General features: G+C 57.8%; 20 protein-coding genes. 12 read left to right on the top strand and 8 right to left on the bottom strand.

Annotated elements, in window-relative coordinates:
• Positions 1-953, bottom strand: a 953-nt coding sequence (locus CJ255_RS23630) for a DUF5667 domain-containing protein (protein WP_165774738.1), incomplete at its 3' end; no start/stop codon positions are given.
• Complete coding sequence (locus CJ255_RS15285; RefSeq protein ID WP_165774737.1) at positions 946-1,569, bottom strand: RNA polymerase sigma factor; 624 nt, start codon at positions 1,567-1,569, stop codon at positions 946-948. The genes CJ255_RS15285 and CJ255_RS23630, both read right to left, overlap by 8 nt.
• 172 nt (positions 1,570-1,741) lie before the next feature.
• On the opposite strand from CJ255_RS15285, the gene CJ255_RS24140 reads away from it, so the two are divergent.
• From CJ255_RS24140 to CJ255_RS15225, 11 genes are all read left to right on the top strand, one after another.
• Positions 1,742-2,839, top strand: coding sequence for a hypothetical protein (locus CJ255_RS24140; protein ID WP_217352455.1), 1,098 nt, complete (start codon positions 1,742-1,744; stop codon positions 2,837-2,839).
• Between the two features lie 354 nt (positions 2,840-3,193).
• The gene (gene hrcA / locus CJ255_RS15265) at positions 3,194-4,309 is read left to right on the top strand and encodes a heat-inducible transcriptional repressor HrcA (RefSeq protein ID WP_097644959.1); all 1,116 of its coding nucleotides are present in this window, start codon (positions 3,194-3,196) and stop codon (positions 4,307-4,309) included.
• Between the two features lie 15 nt (positions 4,310-4,324).
• Positions 4,325-4,876 (top strand): nucleotide exchange factor GrpE, encoded by a 552-nt coding sequence (gene grpE, locus CJ255_RS15260; RefSeq protein WP_097644958.1) that lies wholly within the window; start codon positions 4,325-4,327, stop codon positions 4,874-4,876.
• Between the two features lie 28 nt (positions 4,877-4,904).
• Positions 4,905-6,791 (top strand): molecular chaperone DnaK, encoded by a 1,887-nt coding sequence (gene dnaK / locus CJ255_RS15255; RefSeq protein ID WP_097644957.1) that lies wholly within the window; start codon positions 4,905-4,907, stop codon positions 6,789-6,791.
• A 62-nt stretch (positions 6,792-6,853) separates the two neighbouring features.
• A complete protein-coding gene (dnaJ, locus tag CJ255_RS15250; RefSeq protein WP_097644956.1) occupies positions 6,854-7,990 on the top strand; it encodes a molecular chaperone DnaJ in 1,137 nt (378 codons plus the stop codon).
• Between the two features lie 113 nt (positions 7,991-8,103).
• Positions 8,104-8,850, top strand: a complete 747-nt coding sequence (gene rlmB / locus CJ255_RS15245; RefSeq protein ID WP_097644964.1) for a 23S rRNA (guanosine(2251)-2'-O)-methyltransferase RlmB — start codon at positions 8,104-8,106, stop codon at positions 8,848-8,850.
• A 143-nt stretch (positions 8,851-8,993) separates the two neighbouring features.
• Positions 8,994-9,158 carry a hypothetical protein gene (locus tag CJ255_RS23625; protein ID WP_165774736.1) on the top strand — a complete coding sequence of 55 codons (165 nt, stop codon included), beginning with the start codon at positions 8,994-8,996 and terminating at the stop codon, positions 9,156-9,158.
• Between the two features lie 4 nt (positions 9,159-9,162).
• On the top strand, positions 9,163-9,843 hold the full coding sequence (locus CJ255_RS15240; protein ID WP_097644955.1) for a GNAT family N-acetyltransferase: 681 nt from the start codon (positions 9,163-9,165) through the stop codon (positions 9,841-9,843).
• A 93-nt stretch (positions 9,844-9,936) separates the two neighbouring features.
• Positions 9,937-10,311: a response regulator gene (locus tag CJ255_RS15235; RefSeq protein ID WP_097644954.1), complete on the top strand. Its 375-nt coding sequence runs from the start codon at positions 9,937-9,939 to the stop codon at positions 10,309-10,311.
• A complete protein-coding gene (locus CJ255_RS15230) occupies positions 10,312-11,019 on the top strand; it encodes an HAD family hydrolase (RefSeq protein WP_097644953.1) in 708 nt (235 codons plus the stop codon). It begins immediately after the preceding gene.
• Positions 11,020-11,597: 578 nt separating this feature from the next.
• Positions 11,598-13,607: an amidohydrolase family protein gene (locus tag CJ255_RS15225; RefSeq protein WP_097644952.1), complete on the top strand. Its 2,010-nt coding sequence runs from the start codon at positions 11,598-11,600 to the stop codon at positions 13,605-13,607.
• On the opposite strand, the gene CJ255_RS15220 is transcribed toward CJ255_RS15225, so the two are convergent.
• The 6 genes from CJ255_RS15220 to CJ255_RS15195 form a co-directional block, all read right to left on the bottom strand.
• Complete coding sequence (locus CJ255_RS15220; RefSeq protein ID WP_097644951.1) at positions 13,583-15,799, bottom strand: LasA N-terminal domain-containing protein; 2,217 nt, start codon at positions 15,797-15,799, stop codon at positions 13,583-13,585. The genes CJ255_RS15225 and CJ255_RS15220 overlap by 25 nt on opposite strands.
• A gap of 596 nt (positions 15,800-16,395) precedes the next feature.
• Positions 16,396-17,115: a ribonuclease HI gene (gene rnhA, locus CJ255_RS15215; RefSeq protein ID WP_097644950.1), complete on the bottom strand. Its 720-nt coding sequence runs from the start codon at positions 17,113-17,115 to the stop codon at positions 16,396-16,398.
• Positions 17,116-17,223: 108 nt separating this feature from the next.
• Positions 17,224-17,955, bottom strand: a complete 732-nt coding sequence (locus CJ255_RS15210) for a CPBP family intramembrane glutamic endopeptidase (RefSeq protein WP_165774735.1) — start codon at positions 17,953-17,955, stop codon at positions 17,224-17,226.
• A 205-nt stretch (positions 17,956-18,160) separates the two neighbouring features.
• Positions 18,161-18,808, bottom strand: a complete 648-nt coding sequence (locus CJ255_RS15205; RefSeq protein ID WP_097644948.1) for a class I SAM-dependent methyltransferase — start codon at positions 18,806-18,808, stop codon at positions 18,161-18,163.
• A 3-nt stretch (positions 18,809-18,811) separates the two neighbouring features.
• Entirely contained in the window at positions 18,812-19,603 is a 792-nt protein-coding gene (trpA, locus tag CJ255_RS15200; RefSeq protein ID WP_097644947.1) for a tryptophan synthase subunit alpha, read from the bottom strand.
• Positions 19,604-19,612: 9 nt separating this feature from the next.
• On the bottom strand, positions 19,613-20,545 hold the full coding sequence (locus CJ255_RS15195; protein ID WP_097644946.1) for a polyprenyl synthetase family protein: 933 nt from the start codon (positions 20,543-20,545) through the stop codon (positions 19,613-19,615).
• Positions 20,546-20,993: 448 nt separating this feature from the next.
• On the opposite strand from CJ255_RS15195, the gene CJ255_RS15190 reads away from it, so the two are divergent.
• Positions 20,994-21,257 carry a type II toxin-antitoxin system Phd/YefM family antitoxin gene (locus CJ255_RS15190; protein ID WP_097644945.1) on the top strand — a complete coding sequence of 88 codons (264 nt, stop codon included), beginning with the start codon at positions 20,994-20,996 and terminating at the stop codon, positions 21,255-21,257.
• Positions 21,258-21,482 lie beyond the last annotated feature (225 nt).

Raw genomic sequence — 21,482 nt, 5'->3', positions numbered from 1 at the left:
GGTGGCGCGGGCGCGGGCGGTGGCGCGGGCGGTGCGGGCTCCACTGGTGGCGCGGGCGCGGGCGGTGGCGCGGGCGGTGCGGGCTCCACTGGTGGCGCGGGCGCGGGCGGTGGCGCGGGCGGCGCGGGCTCCACTGACGTTGGGGCGGACGGAGCATGCGGGGCGGGTGGCTGGAGCATGGGCTGAGTTGTGGTGTTTGGCTCAGATGGGGCTGGTATTGGTGTGTGGGTGGCACTAGCCGTAGGAACCACAACGGTGGTAGCGGTGGCTGTAGGTAGGCTAGGTAGGCTTGGTAGGCTTGGTGCTGTTTCGGGTGTTTGGGTGTTGAGCAGCGCTTCTTGGGCAGGTATGATCAGTGGGGCCACGTTTTCAGGGGCGTTGTTTAGCAGCGAGGCGAGTTGCGTTTGGTGTTCTGCAAGCTGCGCTTGGAGGGCACGCTGATCAGATGTAGTTTGGGCCAGACCCAGCGCGGCTTTGTATTCTGCAACCCCGGCCACGACTTGGTGGGTAGGGGCTTGTACGTCTACAAGCGTACTCAGTTCGGCTAGGCGTGTTTCAAGCAGCGTGCGTCGTAGCTTGTCACGCGCTGGAGGCTGAGTAAATGCGACTTGGAGCTCCTCGCTTTGGCGCTTCAAAGGATAGAATGTGCTGCCTGGTAGACTGGCGGCTGTTGCATAGCCTGTGCCAAGCAGGGCAAAGAGCATGATGAAGGCTGCAAGCGCCATGTGTAGCGCAAAGGCGGGGCGGAAAGCTGTGAACTGCGTCCGTGGTTGCACCGGACGCAGTTGTGGGGTTGTGGCCAAGCGTACACGAAACTGGCGCGTCGCTTCGCTCCCAAACGACGCAGGAGTAGGTAGCTCGCGGAGCAACCCTAAACGCTCCACCAGTTCCTGTTGCCAGAGGTTCAACTCATCATCACGCGGGTCGCTTGGGTGCCTAGCATGCTCATCCATCACCGCGCTCCTCCTCCTCGGCCAACACAAGCCGTAAACGTGCTAGGGCACGATGCTGCATCTGCCGACACGCATTGCTCTGTTTGCCAAGTACCACCCCAATCTCTTCAAACGAAAGACCTTCAACATAGCGCAACAGGATCAGTTGTTGCCATTCTGGATGTAGCCGTTGCACTGCTCGCAAGAGGATCGCCTGATCAACGCGGAGTTCTAAGCTGTCTTCCGGCCCAGCGTAGCACGGCATCTGTTGCTCATTCTGAGGTAGCGTTGTTTCACTACGACGGGTGCGGTAGAAATCCACGACCTCGTTGTGAGCCATACGTAGCAGCCACGACCGTACCGAAACACCGCGCTCTTCATAGCGGGTAACTACACGCCACGCATTCAAAAAGACTTCGGAAGTCAAATCTTCAGCCACCTCCTGACGTTCGGTACGGTAGGCAATATAGCGATAAACCATCGTGCGGTGGCGTTCATAGAGCAGCGCAAAAGCCTCTGCATCACCCTCGCAGGCACGTTGAATCAAGCCACGATCATCAATAGTGCTGAGATCGGGTGGTGCTTGATCGTCTACTTGATCGGTGGCCGCCTCGCGGCGGGAGAACGGCCAGAACATGTTCATCCCTTTGTATAGTGAGACCACCATGAGCATGAACGAAGTTGCTGTGTTTCTGTTACGCCAGATATGCGTAAGCTACCATGCGTAACATTTCTAACCAAACGTCGTTCCTACAGGTAAGTTGCTCCACAAGGGGAGCAATCATACTCGTCCAAAGGAGGAGACACCAATGTCATCGCTCAAACACCTCATGATCGCCACGATGCTCGCTACCGCCATCGCCCTTGGCGGCCCTCTGCGTGCAACCCAAGCCCAGCCTGGTGAACTCTGCTTCCGTGAAACCGGCCACTGCATTAGTGGACGGGTGCTGGAGTTCTGGGGGCAGAATGGTGGCTTACCTGTCTTTGGGTACCCCACTGGCCCGCAACAGGAGCTCTTAGTTGAAGGAGTAGCTGTACAGGCCCAGCAGTTTGAACGCCATCGCATGGAACTGCACCCTGATCAGCCCTACCCCTACGATGTGCAACTCGGTCGCTTGGGCGATCTCTTGCTCAGAGCCCAGGGCCATACTTGGGATCAGTTCCCCCGTAGCGATCCCTCTAGCCCATTCTACTTCCCAGAGACCGGTCATGCCATTGCGTCAGAGTTTGTAGAGTATTGGCAGAACCATGGCTTGCGATTGCCTGGTCAAGCCGCTACTAGCATTGCAGGTAGCCTTGCCCTCTTTGGTCTGCCCCTCTCTGGCCCGATTGAAGAGACCATGAGTGATGGTGAGACCCGCTTGGTGCAATACTTCGAGCGGGCACGCTTTGAATTGCACACCGTTGATCCCGCCAACGGGCGTCCCCTGCCCCAAGGTCAAGCGGTGATGTTGGGGTTGCTCGGCAATGAAACGCGTGATCTGCCTGCAACTCCGGCCACCCCAGCCCAACCCGGTGATCCCGGTGAGCCAGCCACTCCGGCTACCCCGGCTACTCCAGCCGATCCAGGTCGCCCGGACACCCCTGGTCGCCCCGATGAACCAGGCCGCCCGGACACCCCCGGTCGCCCGGACACCCCTGGCCGCCCCGATGAGCCAGGCCGCCCCGATGAGCCGGGTCGCCCCGATGAGCCGGGCCGCCCCGATGAGCCGGGTCGCCCGGAGAGCCCCGGCACGCCCGATGAGGGCGACAGCCCCGAGAACCAGCCGGGCCGCCCGGACACCCCCGGTCGCCCGGAGAGCCCCGGCACGCCCGATGAGGGCGACAGCCCGGAGGAGGAAGATAACGCTGATGATTCCGGACGGCCCGATACGCCTGGACGGCCCAGCAACCCCGGGCGTCCCTAATACCAATTACCATTGGGGTGTAACCAAAATGTGTAAGCAGGGGTGCGGGGGAACCTGGTTTCCCCGCAGTTCCCCCTGTCCGGCGGGGTTGTAGGGCACCGCCCTACAGATTCCAGTCACACCCTTACCATTGAACAGGCCGCATGCCGAATGACATTCAGGTGAATATCTCTGCAACTCTGCAAAACTCGCTACCTGAAAAGCCCGCCGCCGCCCCGCATGACATCACTCGCAAAGCATGGTACAATTCCCTATGGCGTGCATCCAAAATGCACGCCACTCATTTAGCTTGGAAACTTAGCACTCTTGCCTTGAGAGTGCTAATACCTATGATATGCCGACAGGTGCGCAGCTATGGCGGCGGGCCTTACTGAACGCAGACAACTGATTCTCAAATTGGTGGTGCAGGAGTTTGTCGAGACGGCCATGCCGGTTGCCTCGGATGCGTTGGTGCGTAAGTATCGCTTGGGTGTCTCTTCAGCGACCGTACGCAACGAGTTGGCAGCCTTGGAGGATTTGGGCTACTTGACCCATCTGTATACCTCAGCAGGCCGTGTACCAACTGATGCGGGCTACCGCTTTTTTGTGGAAAATTTGATGGAGCGCACCAGTCTCTCGTTGCCCGAACAGCGCATGATCCGCCACCAGTTCTACCAGGTGCGTGGTGAGTTGGATCAGTGGGTGCAGTTGGCTGGTGCTGTCTTGGCCCGTACTGCCCAGAATGCTTCGCTGGTTACGCCACCGCGCTCGTCCGATCCGCTGCGCTTCCGCCACCTCGAACTGGTTGCCATCCACGAGAGCATGGCGCTGGCGGTGCTTGTCTTTCATGGCGGCATCGTGAAGCAGCAGACGCTAACCCTCGATGCGGATCGTAGCCCCGATGATCTGCGGCGGGTTGCCGGGCGGGTCAGTGATCTGCTGACCGATTTGACCCTGAATGGCGTCGAGGAGCTCTTGAACACTGATGCCCAACAGCCGCAGCCGAGCTTTGGTGACTTTGAACGCCTGCTGGCCGATCTCGTGGTTCGGGCGATGCATGCGTTTGAAGAGCAAGTTCAAGAGCAGATATATAGTGATGGGCTGATCGAAATGTTGAGTCAACCGGAGTTCATCCCCGCCCTGGCACGCGAGGATGCTGAACGTGCGGTACAGCGTATGCGCCACGCCCTCGAGATTCTCAAGAGCGGACGCGGCCTCGGTCAACTCATCCCCCAAGCCCTCGCCTCCGATGGCGTTCAGGTGATCATCGGTGGTGAGAATAGTACCAACGAGATGCGTGAGTATAGCATCGTCTTGGCGCGCTATGGCGTTGACCGCGCCGTGGCCGGGGTCTTGGGCATTATTGGCCCTACACGTATGGCCTACCCCCGCTCCATCTCGACCGTGCGCTATATCTCTTCCCTCATGAGCGATCTACTGACCGAACTCTATTCGACTGAACAACGTCCCCCTGAAGAGGATAATGCCTAACACAAGAGGAGATCAATGAGCGACGAACAGAAGACTCTCGACCCTACTGCAACTGCGGATGATGCACCGACCACTGAGGCTTCTGAGGAGACGGTGCCGTTGCCGCTCACTGAGCTAGAAGGGCGTTTGGCTCAAGCCGAGGCTCAGGCAGCCGAATATAAGGACCAGTGGCTACGGGCTACGGCTGATTTTAAGAACTTTAAGCGCCGCACTGAACAGGAGCGCTCTGAACTTATTCGTAGCGCCAGTTCGGCCCTTGTCCTCAAACTGCTGCCGGTGATGGACGATTTTGAACGTGCCATTGACAATATCCCCCCCGACATTGCCGAAACCCCTTGGTGGGGTGGTACCCAGTTGATCGCTCAGAAGTTGCGGACTGTGCTGGAAAGCGAGGGCGTCAAAGCGATTGAGGCGATTGGCACTGAATTTGACCCCAATCTGCATGAAGCGGTACTCTATGAAGATGCCGAAGGTCAGGATGGTATCGTGACAGGTGAGTTGCAGCGGGGTTATAAACTAGGTGACCGCGTGATTCGCCCGAGTATGGTTAAAGTTGGTCGTGACTAACACTTGCGCGTGAGGAGAAATACACAACATGCCGAAGGTAATCGGAATTGATCTGGGCACCACCAACTCGGTCGTGGCCGTGGTTGAAGGTGGTGAACCAGTGGTCATCCCCAATGCTGAAGGGGCGCGTTTGACCCCCTCGGTGGTGGCGATGAATAAGGCGGGCGAGCGCATGGTGGGCCAAGTGGCCCGCCGTCAGGCTGTAACCAATCCAGAGAACACGGTCTTTTCAGCCAAGCGCTTCATTGGGCGCAAGTTCACCGAGCAGGTGGTACAGAAAGATATTAGCCTCGTCCCCTACAAGCTCAGCGGCGCTCCCAATGGCGATGTGCGGGTCACCATGGGCGGCAAGGAGTACGCACCGCCCGAAGTCTCGGCGATGGTGCTGCAAAAGCTCAAAGCTGATGCTGAAGCCTATTTGGGCGAACCAGTGACCCAAGCGGTGATTACGGTTCCCGCCTATTTTAACGATAGCCAGCGCCAAGCGACCAAGGACGCCGGCAAGATTGCCGGGCTTGAGGTGCTGCGGATCGTCAATGAACCCACCGCCTCGGCTCTTGCCTATGGCCTCGATAAGAAGGGCCAAGATGAGATTGTGGTCGTCTATGATATGGGCGGCGGCACCTTCGATGTCTCGGTGCTAGAATTGAGCGATGGCGTCGTCGAGGTGAAGTCTACCAGTGGCGATACCCACTTGGGTGGTGATGATTTCGATCAGCGCATCATTGATTGGATGGCCAGCGAATTCCTGAAGGATCAGGGGGTTGATCTGCGCCAGGATCGTATGGCGCTCCAGCGGCTCAAAGAGGCGGCTGAGAAGGCTAAAATGGAGCTTTCGAGCCTCGGCCAGACCGAGATCAACCTGCCCTTCATTACCGCCGATGCCTCTGGGCCGAAGCATCTCAACATGACCTTCAGCCGCGCCAAGCTCGAGCAGCTCACCAGCGATCTGATCGAGCGCAGCATGGGCCCGGTGCGCCAGGCACTCAGCGATGCGAGCCTCAAGCCCAACCAGATCAATGAGGTGATCATGGTGGGTGGCCAGACGCGCATGCCCGCCATCCAAGAGGCTGTGCGTAAATTCTTTGGCAAAGAACCCAACAAAACGGTCAACCCCGATGAAGTCGTCGCTGTCGGGGCCGCCATCCAGGCTGGCGTCTTGGGCGGCGAGGTCAAGGATGTTCTGCTGCTCGATGTTACCCCGCTGACGCTGGGCATCGAGACCTTAGGCGGCGTTATGACCCCGCTGATCGAGCGCAACACGACCATTCCGACGCGCAAGAGCCAAATCTTCTCGACGGCCAGCGATAACCAGCCGAGTGTCGAGATCCATGTCCTCCAGGGCGAGCGGGCCGAAGCGCGCTACAACAAGACGCTGGGCAAGTTTGAGTTGGCGGGCATCCCCCCGGCCCCGCGTGGTACGCCCCAGATCGAAGTGACTTTTGATATTGATGCCAACGGGATTGTCAACGTCACCGCCCAAGACAAAGCAACGGGCAAAGAGCAGCGCATCACCATCACCGCCTCATCGGGCCTCAGTGATACCGAGATCGAGCAGATGGTGCGCGATGCCGAAACCCACGCCGAAGATGACCGCAAGCGCCGTGATCTGATCGAGGCGCGCAATGCTGCCGACAGCATGATCTACGCCGCCGAACGGGCCATCCGCGAAGCGGGCGACAAGCTTGACGGCACCATTCGCACCGAGGTTGAAGACAAGATCACCGCCCTGCGCGCGGTACTCGACAGCGAAGACGAACAGACCCTGCGAAACCGCAGCGCAGAACTGAGCGTCGCCATGCAAAAGATCGGCCAAGCCCTCTACGAGCGCGAAAACGCCGCCGGCCAGGGCCAAGGCCAACCCCAGTCGTCTAAAGACGACAATGTGGTTGAGGGTGAGTATAAGGTTGACTAAATTTACATAAACTATCATTTTCACGTCTAGCGCGTTGCGCTAGACGTGAAACGGAAAAGCCTATGACTACGGGTGCAAAACGCGACTACTATGAGGTGCTTGGCGTCAGCCAGGGTGCCAACCAAGACGAGATCAAAAAGGCATTCCGGCGACTAGCGCGTCAGTACCACCCCGACGTCAACAAAGATGCTGGCGCCGAGGCAAAATTCAAAGAGATCAACGAAGCCTACGAGGTTCTCTCCGACGAGCAGAAACGGGCGGTCTATGACCGTTTTGGCCATAATGTTCCTGGTGGCATGGGCAATGGTGCCTATGGCGATCCCTTCGGAGGGGCCGATCCCTTCAGCACGATCTTCGATGCCTTTTTCGGTGGCGCTGCGAGTGGTCAGCGCACCCAGCGTGGCCCTCAGCGGGGTGCCGATCTGCCCTATACCCTGCGTCTCTCGTTTGAAGAGGCGATCTTCGGCATCGAAAAAGAGATTGAGTACCGCCGCCTCGAGACATGTGCCAGTTGTAAAGGCTCTGGGGCCGAGGCGGGCACCGATCCGGTGCGTTGCCCCAAGTGTGGCGGGAGCGGCGAAGTACGTCAGCGCGCCCCGCTCTTCAATATGGTCACCGTGACAACCTGTGACCAATGTATGGGCGCTGGCTATGTGATTCCCATTCCCTGCCGCGAGTGCCGAGGTGAAGGGCGGTTGCGCCAATTGCGCCGTCTGACCGTGAAGGTCCCCGCCGGGGTGGATAGCAACCAACGCCTACGCATCAGTAATGAAGGTGATGCCGGCCCGCGCAACGGCCCCTTTGGGAACCTCTATGTGGCCCTCGATGTGCAGCCCCACCCCTACTTCCTGCGCGAAGGCAACGACATCATCCTCGAACTGCGTCTCAACGTAGCCCAAGCCGCCCTCGGCGAGGAGCTAGAGGTGCCAACGGTTGATGGCAACGAGAAGCTTCGCATCCCACCCGCCACCCAAACCGGCCAAACCTTCCGCATCCGTGGGCGCGGCGTACCCTACCTGCGCCAGCAAGGGCGCGGCGACCAGATCGTAGTAACGCGGGTGGTTGTGCCCCAACGGCTCACCGACCAGCAGCGACGCCTCTTCCAAGAATTGGCCCAAACCTTTGACCATGAGGGCGATCAGCACCAAGAGCGCGATGATGGCCTCTTCGGGCGCATTAAGGACGCCTTGGGCTTGTGAGGTAGTGAGCTAGTGAGAGAACCTGGTTCTCTCACTAGCTCACCAGCAAACGCGCAGGTTGGTAAGGGAACCTGGTTCCCTTACATCCCCCAACCATAATGACAACCAAAAACATGAATGAGCTACTCTATGGGCGCAATGCGGTACGCGAAGCGCTACGGGCGCGGCGGCGCAAGCTGCAGCGCCTTACCATTTCAAGTGGGGTACAAGAGACCGGCGTGATGGCCGAGATTGTACGCCTCGCTGAAGCAGCCGAGGTTGCGGTGCAGCGCGTGGAACGCCAAGCCCTCGACCGCCAGTTGCGTGAAGCCAACCACCAGGGGGTCATGCTAGAGACCGACGGCTATCCTTATGTAGATTTGGAGGAGTGTTTGGTCTTTGCGGCGGAACGCAAAGAGCCACCGCTGCTGCTGCTGCTCGACCATCTGCAAGACCCGCAGAATGTAGGCACACTCCTGCGAACTGCGGAGGTCGTGGGTGCCCATGGTGTCGCCATGCCGGGCCGACGGGCAGCCGAAATTACCCCCGCCGTCGTCAATGCCTCAAGTGGGGCAACCGAACATCTGCGGGTGGCGCTTGTGGGTAATTTGGCCCAAACTATCGTTATGTTGCAGAAAGAGGGCGTTTGGGTGGTGGGGCTTGAGGATGATCCCGAAGCTCAACCCTTCGACAACGCCGACCTGAACATGCCCTTGGCGCTGGTAGTGGGCGCAGAAGGCGCAGGGTTGGCGCGGCTCATCCGTGAACGCTGCGATTTTCTGGTACGCCTGCCCATGATGGGCCAGATTGCCTCACTGAATGCAGCCGTCGCAGGCAGCATCGCCCTCTATGGCGCTTGGCGGCAACGCTTTGCGGCTTGAAGCAATGGCCCGTCTGCGCTAGAATAGATGCGTAAGCAAGCTGCGGAGTCTCCAAGGAGAATGTCATGAAACCGGATTCTATGCAGCGAAAACAGTACTACTCCATCATTCCAAGGGCCGATAGTGCTCTCAAAGAGGGAACCATGAAACCGAATTTCCTGCTCCTAGCCATGATTGTTGCAGCGGCGATCTACATCATCACCTTGCGCCGCCAACTCGAGGCCGCGATGATGCGTGGCGATATGTACCGCGAGATTTCAAGCCGCTTGGATAAGCGCATCAGTGAACTCTCATCGGACGGTGAATAGCTGCATGACAGCCTCTTCACAGGCATTTGGTGGGTCAGCAGCCCACACCAACCCATATGAAGCGAGCAGTGCAGTTGTGCCCCAGATTCGCCCGGCACGTATGGATGATATTGCGCTGATCTTAGCCCTGCACCGCGAAGCCTTCGCCGATAAGTTTGGCGGGGCTTTTGGGCCCGATAGGGCCGAGCAGGGCATTGCGGCCATGATGGCAACGTGGCAGCGGCAAGGTGCCTCGGCGTTACGCGGCATGTTTGTCGCTGAACACGAAGGTTCGATTATTGGCACAATCACCGTGCGTACCCGCGAGATGCTCCGTGATGATGCCAATGTAGCCGAGATTGCCTTCCAAGAACAACTTGGCGTCTGGCGAGCGCTCCGCTCCCTCTTTGCCCTCTCGCTCCTCGATCATAATATCGAACAGCGTGAGGGCTTTATTACCGATGTGGCTGTGCTCAACCCCTACCGCCGCAGCGGTGTTGCCCGTGGCATGCTCGTTCGCGCTGAACAAGAAGCCCTGCTGCGGGGCAAACACTTTCTGGGGCTCTATGTCAGCGCCGCAAATCGTGCCGCGATTGAGCTCTATGAACACAGCGGCTTCCATGTGGTGCGTGTGCGTCGCTCTATGTTGGCGTGGCTCTTCTTTGGTCAAGGTCAATGGATCTATATGCGTAAAGATTTGGTGTAGTGGGGCTTCGCCTCCCAGCCTCCCCAAAAAAACTCTTTTTGTTCCGTGTTGGCGGCGAAGCCGCCAACACGGAACAAAAAATAAGGAGACCTGATGCAAATTCTTTTTGTAGACGATAATCCACTGATGCAGCAGGTCATTAGCCATGTTCTGCAAAGCCAAGGCTACCAGGTTACGATTGCCGAGACGGGGGCTGAGGCGCTGGCGAGTGTGCGCCAAGCACCATGTCAACTCTGTGTGATTGATATGCGCCTCCCCGATACTGATGGCCCAGCCTTGCTCCTTGCCCTGCGCCGTGAAACGGGTATGGCCCAATGTCCCGCTATTGCGATCAGTGGCCTTGGTGAAGCCGACCGTGAACGTACCGTTGCCGCTGGCTTTGAGCATTTCTTGATCAAGCCGCTCGATCTTGACCAGTTGCTCGCAATGGTGGCCCATTATCTTGTTGAATTACAGCGCGGTGCGTAAATGAAACTGCTCATCCTTTGGGACGTTGACGGAACCTTGCTCAGTACTGATGGCATTGCGGCTGAAGCGATGCGTAGCGCCATGCGTGCGGTGCTTGGCCCAGCAGCGCCATTGGTACGCACAAGCTATGCGGGGAAGACCGATTGGCGTATTATCCGCGAGAGCCTGCCGACCGTTGCGCCAGAAGTGATCGCTGAGCGCCTGCACGAATTTGCGGCTACCTACACCGAACTGCTGATGAGCCAACGGGCAGAGTTGGGCCGTCGCTCTAAGCTCTTCCCTGGCGTGCGGGCCGCCCTGGAAGCTCTGCATCCCTACGGCTACCAAGCGCCACTCACAGGCAACATCGCTGCGGTGGCACGGCTCAAGCTAGAAAGTGTGGCTCTGTTAGAGCATGTGGATGTGGCAGCGGGCGCGTATGGCGACGATCACCATGAGCGCCCAGCCTTGGTGCCGATTGCGGCTGCACGCGCCGCTGCACGCTACGGCCAACCCTTTGGTGGGCAGCAGATTGTGATCATTGGCGATACACCCCACGACATCACCTGCGGCCAAGCCCACGGCGCACGTACCATTGCCGTAGCTACTGGCCCCTATAGCCGCACTGAATTGGCCGAGTACCACCCCGATGTCCTTATGGACGACCTGAGCGATACTGCAGCCGTGGTCGCAGCAGTAATACCAAATCCGATAACCGATAGCCGATAGCTGATAGCCGGACATGGCGTCTCAGTTACCGTTTGGCTACCAATGGAGTGCCGACGTTAGGGAAGCAGAAATTGTTACGTATCCTAGCAGCCTGTCATGCTGAATAGTCCATGGACGGGCATCGTAGTGCCGACGTTAGTCGGCTGAGGTCTTTGCCATCGATGGGAAGCCGACTAACGTCGGCACTCCAACCGTTAAGGGATGGTTTCATGCCACGTTACCGTTTGGCTACCAATGGAGTGCCGACGTTAGTCGGCTGAGGTCTTTGCCATCGATGGGAAGCCGACTAACGTCGGCACTCCAACCGTTAAGGGATGGTTTCATGCCACGTTACCGTTTGGCTACCAATGGAGTGCCGACGTTAGTCGGCTGAGGTCTTTGCCATCGATGGGAAGCCGACTAACGTCGGCACTACCTACGGCGCAAACAGGAACGTTCCTACGAACCTTCGCTCAGGGTGACCAAGCAACGGGGCAATCAACAACATCCGCTTCCCTTAGTCGGCTGAGGTCTTTGGAAGCGATGGGATGCCGACTAACGTCGGCACTCCAACCGTAAAATAGAAAACGGTGAAATTCATGCCCGAAAACATAGATCTACTACTCACCAATGGCACCGTCGTAACAATGGATGCCAATTGGAGCATTATTCCTAATGGTGCCGTAGCGGTACATGGCAACAACATTGTTGCCGTTGGCCCTGCGGCTGACTTGGCTGAACGCTATGTGGCCAACGAGACACATGATTGTACGGGCCATGCGATTATGCCTGGGCTGATCAATGGTCACGCCCATGTGCCCATGAGCTTGCTGCGCGGCATGGTGGCCGACCAGCAGCTTGATGTGTGGCTCTTTGGCTATATGTTCCCGGTTGAGAGCCAGTTTGTTGATGCCAATTTTGCCTATGTGGGTACGCTGCTCTCGTGTGCCGAGATGCTGCGTGGTGGTACCACCACCTTCGTTGATATGTACTACTTTGAGGAGGAGGTGGCCCGCGCTGCCGATGTAGCGGGCATGCGGGCGATCTGCGGTCAAACAGTGATGCGCCTGCCAACCCCCGATGCCCCCTCCTTCGATGAGGGTCTCGAACGGGCACGTCGCTTTATTGAGGCCTGGCGCGACCATCCCCGCATTGTGCCGACCGTGGCCCCCCACGCGCCCTATACCTGTACCGACCGCATCTACCAAGAGGCGGCGGCCCTCTGTCGCCGCTTTGGGGTGCCTTTGGTGACCCATCTCTCCGAGACGGCGCGTGAAGTTGAGGAGAGTATCCGTGAACGCGAGGTGACGCCGATTCGCTATGCCAAGCGTGTTGGTGCCTTCGATGTGCCCTGCATCGCCGCCCACTGTGTCCACGCAACCGAAGATGACATCCGTCTGCTGCGTGAAGCACGCGCCGGGGCCGTGCCCTGCCCAACCAGTAATCTCAAGTTGGCCAGCGGGATTGCGCCCTATCGCCGCTTCATTGATGCCGGTGTGCGTACTGGTCTGGGCACCGACGGCCCCGCCTCCAACGATGACCAAGACATGTTCACCGAAATCCAACTGGCCGCCCTGCTGCCCAAAGGGGTGAGTGGTGACCCGACGGTAGTACCGGCGCGTCAAGCGTTGGCTCTGGCAACATGTTGGGGCGCTCAAGCGATCCACCTCGACCAACTGATCGGCTCGCTCGAAGTGGGCAAGCGCGCCGATATTACCGTAGTGAGCCTGGGGCGTCTGCACAGTGCCCCGCGCTACACCTACAGCCCCGATGCCATCTACTCCCACCTCGTTTACAGCGCCCGCGCCGCCGATGTACGCGATGTCTACGTGGATGGACGCATGCTCATGCGTGAGCAGCACCTCTTGAGCCTCGATGAAGCCGCTATTCTGCAACAGGCCCAAAGCATCGCCGAGGGCATCAATACCTTCCTGATGCAGCGTGAAAGCGATGTGCTGGCCAAGATCATTGCGCTTGGCGGTGTCCAGCCCGACGAAATCTTTGAGATTCAGGTCAAAGCCCGCTTAGGCGCAACAAATACCGCCAAACTTCAGGCGCTACTCGAACACCCTGAAGTAAGCATCAGCAAGCATAGTGTGCGAACCCAGTACGACACCTACTTCCTCTTTAGCAGCCAAGAGCGGCTACGCATCCGTGAAGATCACCGCACCGACCCGGGGGCACGCCCCGAACCCAAATACACCATCACCCTCGTAGCCGAAGCGGTGCGCGGCGAGTATCCCCTAGCCATTGTGCTCTCGCGCTCGCGCTACACCGCCCCCGCCGACCATACGGTACGCTTCTACCGCGAATACTTCCAGCCTACACGCCAGATCGAGATCGAAAAGCGGCGCAAACGCTGGCGCATTCTCTACAAAGAACACGACTTCGCCATCAACCTCGATACACTCGCAAGCGGCAGCAACGACGCCGGGCCCTTCCTAGAGCTCAAATCACGTACCTGGAGCAGCCGCGACGCCGCGACCCGTGCCAACCTCCTCGGTGAATTGCTTGCCATTGCAGGGATTAGCGAAGATGAATTGGTGAAACAGGAGTATGTGGAGTTGGCAGGTGGTTGCTCTCCTCAACGCACCAACAATGGCAAATAGACCCGCTGCCCAGCGGGAGCAGGTAGCTCCAAGCTGAGCGTGCGTGTTACGGTGGTGCTATTGCCCGCGTGGTCGCTATAGCGCACGGCTAGTTCGTATGTGCCGGCCACTTCGGGCAGACTCCAGCGGTAGGAGTCGTAGTAGGGCTGTGGTGGCTCAAAGATACCATTGAGCCCTAGTTGCACCGCAACGATGCCGCCTTCACTAGCGACAGCATTAGTGTCAATGCGGAGCGTAGGATCCGTGATGATCTGTGTGGCAGCAAGTTCCTCTGGTGGGGCTGCGGCAAGCGCGGCGATCTCTTTGGCTGTGAGCGCCCGAGCATAGATCATGAGGTGATCCAGTTCGGCGTTGCTGTGCCCGCCTCCATGGGTGAAGCGACCTACATGGAGCGTATCGCCGAGAGCGGTGGGTAGGCTTACGGCACTGGTGGCAGCAGCAAGGCGACCGTTGAGGTAGAGCGCCTTGGTGCCTGCGGCGGCATCCCAGGTGATCGCAAAGTGCTGCCAATCCGGCCCAAGGGTATCGGGGGCAGAGAGAAGATTCCGACTATCCTCAGCGTCACCCGTTGTCCAAAAGACCCAGGCGGGATTCCCGTCGGGGCCAACCTCATCGTGGCGCAGTGCAAGTGTGCCCGGGTAGTGCGGCATGGCGCTGGGGTTGGCACTAGCAGCCAATAGGTAGTGACGCGGAATCGTTCCGGTCGGATAGCTCTCCGGCAACTTGGCCCAGAGGCTGATCGTGCCCTCAAGCGGCTCCAGATTCCCGGCGAGCGGGTAGGTCAATGTGGTAGCATCAAGCAGCAATGCCTGCCCAGTGCGCCCCGCCGTAAAGCGTAGATTGTTGGCAAAACTGGGGAAGCCGCGACCAACATGCTGTAATGGATGGCCGTCGAAAGCACTCGCAAAGAGCAGATCGTCCGGCGGGTTGATGCTCATCGTACCAATGGGCGGATTGAGCATCGTGGGTCGGCCCGGATGCATGTCGGGCGGCGTAAAATTGTAGGTACCGATCAGCGCAGGGTGCCAAAGCCAGCCACTGGGCAAACAACCCGCATAGTTAGCGCAGGGATCAGGGCCGGGGCCATACCAACCATACGGGTCAACTTGAAGATCATAGCGCCGCACCTCAAAATGCAGGTGGGGTGTACCAACCACAAAGCCGGTTGCACCACTCGTACCAATGAAATCGCCCGCCTGTACAAAGACACCCTCATTGCTATCAATCCGTCCGGCAAAGATAGGCGCAAACTCATCAAGGTGCCAATAGACCGTCTCAAAGCCGTGGGGATGCACAATCACAACCCCGAGACCGCGATGGGTACGGGCGTAGGCGGTGCCAGCGGCGGCAGCGAGAATAGGGGTACCAATGGGCTGATCGGGAAAATAGTAATCATGGCCATCATGCCCATCGTAGGGCACATGGGTCTGGCCGAGATAATTGATCGCATAGCCAGTCCCGGGGCGTCCCGTATCAACCGTAGGGTAGGCGTGATCGAAATAGGCCAGATGCACCACGCGGGTTCCCATTGGCCATGGTTGCAGCAAAAAGCCTTGTTGCGTAGCGGGCGACACAGAGGTAGGCCGTAGTTGGGTCAAAGCCCCAAAGTAGCGCTCGAAGGCCACCCCAAAATGCTCAACCACCTCACGCCACTGCGCCTCAGTGCGTCCACGGGCCAACAGCCGCTGCACCGCCACCCCCTCCACCGCCTGATCGAGCGTTAGCGTCAGGGTCATCCCATCGCTAAAACGCACAGTTGGAGGGCGATCATACGGTCCCAAGCCAGCCCGCAATTCACGACTAGCCCAATCGATCTGGGCCGCAAAACCTTGCGGCCCCGTGGGGCTCAACGGACGCTCCAAGCGCTGCGGCAGAGGCGCAGGATCACTCAGCAGGCCCGCAGTCGCCTCCAGAAGCGCCAAGTGGATCTGCGGACTCAGGCCATAATAGAGCGCCGCGCTCTCAATGATCGTCGCAGCCGAACGTCCATCCTCTTGGAAATCTTTGAGCAGCCCTGGTTGGGCTGCCAGCAGACGCTGAACATTGAGTTCATCGGGCAACTGCGCCGCCACCGGCGAGGCTGGCATGAACGTCATCAGCAGCGCTACAAGCAAAAAACAGGCGCAAAGCAAACGCGGCACGGCAGTATACCATTTAAGATTGCAGATTGTAGATTGTAGATTGCCGAACATGGTGTTCCAAATGCGCTTTCGCGTTATACCATGGCAGATTTCAGATTGTAGATTGCAGATTGCAGATTGCCGAACATGGTGTTCCAAATGCGCTTTCGCGTTCTTGATGATGCGGAATGTTCAACAGTAATTGGTGTTAATCTCCACAAAGTACCATCTAGGGCTATGATGATGCTATCATGCAGGCAAGCCCCCGTCAACACCGCTTGCTCAAGTAAGGGAAGCAGAAACTTCTAAGTATCCCAGCAGCCTGTCATGCTGAATAGTACATATTCGCAGGCATCGTAGTGCCGACTTTAGTCGGCTGAGGTCTTTGGCAGCGATGGGAGCCGACTAAAGTCGGCACTACCCTACAGCGCAAACAGGAATGTTCCTACAAACCTTCTCCCAGGGTGGCAAAGCAACAGGTCAATCAACAACATCCGCTTCCCTAACGTCGGCACTACCTAATGGCGCAAACGGTACAGTAGCCTGAAACCATCCCCTAACATGTATACCGTTCAAAAGGGCAAAAAGATACGGTTTTGCTTCTGTTCCCCTGTTCTTCCGTTCCTCTGTTCTTCCGTTCCTCTGTTCTTCCGTTCCCCTGTTCCTCATCATCCAAACCCCGGATCAACCGGCAGTTCCTGCTGCTCCAAGACGGCAGCCGCTAACGTATGGCAGCGATCATTCTCGATGCTGCCAGCATGACCACGCACTTTGATAAAGCTGACCTGGTGTTGTCCGCATAGGGCTACCAGTTCTTGCCAGAGATCGGCGTTACGCAGCGGTAGATACTCGCCCTCCTGTTTGCGCCGCCAGCCATGTTGTTGCCAGTTGTAGGCCCAGCCTTTGGTGAGCGCATTAACCACGTAGGCCGAATCGCTGAAGATGACAACGCTTGAGGGTTTGCTCAAGCTCTTCAGCCCCGTGATGCAGGCCAATAGCTCCATACGGTTGCTCGTGGTGCGTGCATAGCCGCCAGAGAGTTCTTTGCGCCGATCTTTGTACAACAACACTACTCCAAAGCCGCCTTTACCCGGATTACCTTCGCAACCACCATCGGTATAGATCACCACCTTGCCTTCGGCTAATGCCTGCTTATGGAGACGAAAGTAGTCCTCATCAAGCTTTGTAGTTGCACTGGCTAACGGCGCGGCCTCATGCCCGGTTTGTGCGCGGTACCACGCTTGCGCCTCACTGTGCGACTGAAAGCTCTTGTAGACCGCCTTGGGAAAGGCTTTAATCTGGGCTTCGGCACCGTCCGGGCCAAACCAGTCGTCGTACAAACCGGGCTTGCGCCCAACCGCTACCGCATAGTATTTGCGTTTGCTCATAGACTATACCATTTACGATTGTAGATTGCAGATTGCAGATTGCCGAACATGGCGTTCCAATGGGTTTTCGCGTTCTTGATCATGCGGCATGTTCAAGGGTAACTGGCATTACCTCAAGCTCGCACTCATCGCCAACAGCGCCATGCCATTTTGCATGGCATGCAGCAGCACACTCGGCCAGATCGAGCCGCTACGTTCGCGCAAATAGGCGAGGAAGAGCCCAACCACAAAGAGGCCGGGCAGGAGAATAGGAATGACGTGAAAGAGCGCAAAAATGGCAGCATTGAGCGTGATGGCCAGCACCGCCCCCATCCGTTGACGCAGCAGCGGATAGAGCATCCCACGGAAGAAGAGTTCCTCCACAAAGGGCACAAGGATGGCGATGAGCAGGAAGAGCATGACCAACTCAACGTTACCAAGCGCCTGCCCGCCGCTGATTGCATCCACCTGGGGATTTTCGAAGCCTCCGGCCAAACGGCCAACCAGCAGATTCACGCCAATGAGTGCAGTGATCTCGAGCAGAAAGAGGGGCGGCACCAACAGATAATCGAAGAAGGGCGCAGGTTTACAACCCAAAGCGGCCCAACCAGAGCGTCGTGCAGCAAACACATAGATCGCCAGCACGCCACTCAGATAGATCGCCATCCCGGTCACATAGATTGTTGGCGAAACAAAGCCGCCCGTCAAATCAAGATCAAAGACGCGGCTGAGCAAGCTCAAGCCCACTCCCAAGCCTCCAGCCATCAAAAACGTAAAGGCCAAAACCCACGCCACCTCGCGCCAACCCCAAGGTAACATTGGGGGAGCAGGAGGATCAGGATGTGTGGCTTGATGGTCCATGGGTATTTGCTCCATGCCAGAGTGAGGATATAGAAACGAGAAAATAGAAAATAGGTTTGCAGCGTCAGGATGCGCCATAGTGTAGTGCCGACGTTAGTCGGCTGAAAAGTCTATGAACTGGCGTGGGAGTGCCGGCTTTAGCCGGCTAAAGCCGGCACTCCAACACGTGCCCACTAGCTTTTCAGACAACTTCTGAAACCATCCCTTAGCGCAAAAAAGCCCTTGCCACCAATAATACCGGCAGTGGCTCAGGTTCGCCAATGGCAAGGGGCATGGCTGGGAAGCCATCAGCGAGGGGCAATTGGGCAGCATCAGCCGCGAGGCCCGCAGGTTCGAGCAAGTAGGCGCTGAGGTGGCAATGGCTCAAACCAGCCGCCCTGAGTTCGTCGCAAAGCTCGCTGCCAAGGGCATCAGCAGGGGGCAGCGGAAGGGCAGGGGGTAGCTCTGATGGCCATGTGCGACGCCGCACCCACCGTTCGCCCGCGACCGTCACCACCAGAGCGCCGCCGGGGCGCAGAATGCGTACCATCTCACTGAGGGCTTGGGCACGGTCGGCAAAGAGGCTCAGGGCGGCACTACACCAGATCAGATCGAACACGGCGGAACGTAACGGCAGATTCAGCCCATCGCCAACCAGCCGTTGGTTTACCGATGCCAGCTTGAGCGCCTGCTGGTCACGATCAAGGCCCAGCACCAACGCACCAGGGGCGCAGGTGGCAGCCAAGCAGGGGGTATAGGCACCTGAACCACAGGCAAGATCAAGCGCACACGTGGCCCCGTTGGGCGTTGCTGCCACCAAGGCAGCACGAATCAGCGAGCTATGTGGTGCTTGGAGCAGTGAGCAGAGGAGCATTGGTTATACTACAGACAACAAAGTGCGCACAAACGTCGCAGCAGCAGCGGGAGCATATTCGGCTGATTGCTGTTCCAAATGGGCAATCAGCGCACTGCCAACAATGGCACCATCGGCGATGCGGGCGACCTCAGCGACATGTTCAGGGCGACTAATGCCAAAGCCAACGACGAGGGGAAGGTCGCTGGCACGGCGCACCCGCGCAATCACCGCGTCCAAGTTGGCAGCCATACTCTGGCGTGCCCCGGTGACGCCGGTCAATGAGACGACATAGATAAACCCACTGGCACGGGCCGCAATCTGGGCGATCCGCGCTTCAGGGGTAGTTGGCGCAACAAACATGATCAGATCGAGACCATGGGCTTGGGCGGCAACCTGAAGCTCTGCCGCCTCTTCGGGCGGTACATCAGGGATGATCCAGCCATCGCCTCCAGCCGCAGCCAATTCGCTACAGGCCCGTTCAAGGCCGTAGCGCAGCAAAGGGTTGTAGTAGCCCATGAGCAGCAGTGGCGCTTGCACCCCCCGTTCGCGCAAGCGTGCTGTCGTGGTAATACAATCGGCCAAAGTAATGCCATTGGCTAAGGCACGCTGCGCCGAGCGCTGAATGGTTGCCCCATCGGCCAAAGGATCAGAGAAGGGCACCCCCAACTCAAACATACTCGCCCCAGCAGCCTCCATTGCAGGCACCAACTCAAGCGCACTCTCACGCTCCGGAAAGCCCACCGTGAGGTAGGGCATCAACGCCACGCGCCCTTCGGCGCGCAGACGAGCAAAGGTTGTGGCAATACGATTCATAGTATGCTCCTAGATACTTTGATGAGCTACAGCAACACTGAGCTGCGCCAGCAGATCGCGTCCCGCATGAGCGGGTAAGTGTTCTAACATCTTGTGGGCTTGGCTAATAATACGCCTCACTTCACTCTGGGTAGGTTCAAGGCCATAGCGTTGCACCGTGCTACGTAGCCATGCCTGTTCGTTAGGTGCAGCAGTATCAAGGGCTGCGAGCAGACGCGCATGATCAGTCTGGGCAGCAGCAAAGATCAACGGTAAGCTCATTGTCGTAATCGGTTGCTGTTCAGAGTTTGAAGTGGTAAACATATGCAACTCTTGGGTTAAGCGCAAAGCCAGTCCAAGCTCTTCACCAAAAACACCAAGTGCTTCAATCTGCTCGGTAGAGGCACCTGCACATGCACCACCTGCACGACATGCTGCGCCATACAGCGCCGCATGGGTATCGCGGATGCGTGTGAAATGCTGCTGACACCCTTGCTCCAAGGGGAACAAGGGCGGAGGTGGCATCAATGTGCCCTCGGTAATCCGCATCACCGCTTGCGAATAGAAGTTGATTACACGCGCATCGGGGCTCAGGGCCATCTCACCAGCAGCTAGGGCAAACAGATAATCGCCCACCATCAATGCCACCGGATGTTCCCATGTGCCAGTGCGATGCTGACCACGGCGTCGTTCACCTTCATCCACCAGGGCATCATGGGTCTGTGTGGCCGCATAGATCAACTCTGCCGCCGCCGCTGCATGTTGCACCCGTTCACGCCGGTAGGTGCCAAACTGGGCTGCAAGCAACACCAGAGCTGCGTGGATGGGTTCACGCTTGGCTGTAAGCAACTGCGAACCGGCTATACTAATGACCGCCGCACGTGCGCTGGTGCGTTCGCGGATGATCTGCACAATATGATCTACATCGGCAAGCAACCAAGAGGGTAGCGCTGTCAACATCATGGGGTTGTCCGTACAAAAGCCACGCGAGTCTATGATCCATTATACGGGCATCGTGCGAAAGCAATGTTATCGTACCTCTTTCCTTTCGTTCTGGTAGCGAAGCCGCCCCAAACCTCCGCATGGAGGCTTACCTTCATGCGGATGGTGCGCTGCCCATGCGGATATGTGCGAACTTGATTCGCCTACAACCATACTTACACGCAAACATACCAAAAACCACAATCAACATGACTATTATCGGGATAGCAAAGACCTTGCCAAGCATGGTATACTAACTAGAATGAACAATCATTAGAGGATAGTAAAACAGGCAGTTGCTCACAAGATAGTAGTTGTCTAGATCAACGGTATTATCACCGCCAGCATTGATGCACGTTGTATCGCAGCTTAAAGGCATGCTTCTTGCGACAACTGACGAGCGTCTATCCACCACAGAAAGGAACAGTTTATGTCCAATGGCAATGGCCCGCTCAATCTCGATGTAGACCTCTCCTCCGGTGTTGTGCCTATCTCTAAGGCTGCTTCGAGCCTTGCCGCGTTGATCAAGCGTAGCCAAGAGCGCCAGCAACCAATCGTCATAACCCAGAAAGGCTACCCCTCGGGTGTTCTGCTACCCGTTGATCTCTTCAACGCCCTGCGACGTGTCGCTCAGGCCAATCAAAGCGACGAAGAGCCTGCCGTCGAAACTGCCTCAGTTGAAGCTGAAGACTAAGGGATTGTTTCAGGACACGTTACCGTTTGCGCCATAGGTAGTGCCGACTTTAGTCGGCTGAGGTCGCCGACAACCCCCGGATGCCGACTAATGGTCTTCCAGAAATTAATCCGGTGTCGCGGCACGGACTAGACCTGATAGATATGCCAGATCTGCGAGGTCTGGTTAGCGGATTATTTACTGGAAGACCATAAGTCGGCACTACGACGGTAAAGCTGAAAGGCT

The organism is Candidatus Viridilinea mediisalina (assembly GCF_002532535.1).
In the GTDB taxonomy this organism is placed as follows: Bacteria; Chloroflexota; Chloroflexia; order Chloroflexales; family Chloroflexaceae; genus Viridilinea; species Viridilinea mediisalina.
This window is presented reverse-complemented; position numbering and strand designations above follow the sequence as displayed.

What these genes read in the sequence shown, in the direction of transcription:
- CJ255_RS15285 (WP_165774737.1), bottom strand. Translation starts at nt 1,569, where the DNA reads ATGTTCTGGCCGTTCTCCCGCCGCGAGGCGGCCACCGATCAAGTAGAC.
- CJ255_RS24140 (WP_217352455.1), top strand. Translation starts at nt 1,742, where the DNA reads ATGTCATCGCTCAAACACCTCATGATCGCCACGATGCTCGCTACCGCC.
- hrcA (WP_097644959.1), top strand. Translation starts at nt 3,194, where the DNA reads ATGGCGGCGGGCCTTACTGAACGCAGACAACTGATTCTCAAATTGGTG.
- grpE (WP_097644958.1), top strand. Translation starts at nt 4,325, where the DNA reads ATGAGCGACGAACAGAAGACTCTCGACCCTACTGCAACTGCGGATGAT.
- dnaK (WP_097644957.1), top strand. Translation starts at nt 4,905, where the DNA reads ATGCCGAAGGTAATCGGAATTGATCTGGGCACCACCAACTCGGTCGTG.
- dnaJ (WP_097644956.1), top strand. Translation starts at nt 6,854, where the DNA reads ATGACTACGGGTGCAAAACGCGACTACTATGAGGTGCTTGGCGTCAGC.
- rlmB (WP_097644964.1), top strand. Translation starts at nt 8,104, where the DNA reads ATGAATGAGCTACTCTATGGGCGCAATGCGGTACGCGAAGCGCTACGG.
- CJ255_RS23625 (WP_165774736.1), top strand. Translation starts at nt 8,994, where the DNA reads ATGAAACCGAATTTCCTGCTCCTAGCCATGATTGTTGCAGCGGCGATC.
- CJ255_RS15240 (WP_097644955.1), top strand. Translation starts at nt 9,163, where the DNA reads ATGACAGCCTCTTCACAGGCATTTGGTGGGTCAGCAGCCCACACCAAC.
- CJ255_RS15235 (WP_097644954.1), top strand. Translation starts at nt 9,937, where the DNA reads ATGCAAATTCTTTTTGTAGACGATAATCCACTGATGCAGCAGGTCATT.
- CJ255_RS15230 (WP_097644953.1), top strand. Translation starts at nt 10,312, where the DNA reads ATGAAACTGCTCATCCTTTGGGACGTTGACGGAACCTTGCTCAGTACT.
- CJ255_RS15225 (WP_097644952.1), top strand. Translation starts at nt 11,598, where the DNA reads ATGCCCGAAAACATAGATCTACTACTCACCAATGGCACCGTCGTAACA.
- CJ255_RS15220 (WP_097644951.1), bottom strand. Translation starts at nt 15,799, where the DNA reads ATGTTCGGCAATCTACAATCTACAATCTGCAATCTTAAATGGTATACT.
- rnhA (WP_097644950.1), bottom strand. Translation starts at nt 17,115, where the DNA reads ATGAGCAAACGCAAATACTATGCGGTAGCGGTTGGGCGCAAGCCCGGT.
- CJ255_RS15210 (WP_165774735.1), bottom strand. Translation starts at nt 17,955, where the DNA reads ATGGACCATCAAGCCACACATCCTGATCCTCCTGCTCCCCCAATGTTA.
- CJ255_RS15205 (WP_097644948.1), bottom strand. Translation starts at nt 18,808, where the DNA reads ATGCTCCTCTGCTCACTGCTCCAAGCACCACATAGCTCGCTGATTCGT.
- trpA (WP_097644947.1), bottom strand. Translation starts at nt 19,603, where the DNA reads ATGAATCGTATTGCCACAACCTTTGCTCGTCTGCGCGCCGAAGGGCGC.
- CJ255_RS15195 (WP_097644946.1), bottom strand. Translation starts at nt 20,545, where the DNA reads ATGATGTTGACAGCGCTACCCTCTTGGTTGCTTGCCGATGTAGATCAT.
- CJ255_RS15190 (WP_097644945.1), top strand. Translation starts at nt 20,994, where the DNA reads ATGTCCAATGGCAATGGCCCGCTCAATCTCGATGTAGACCTCTCCTCC.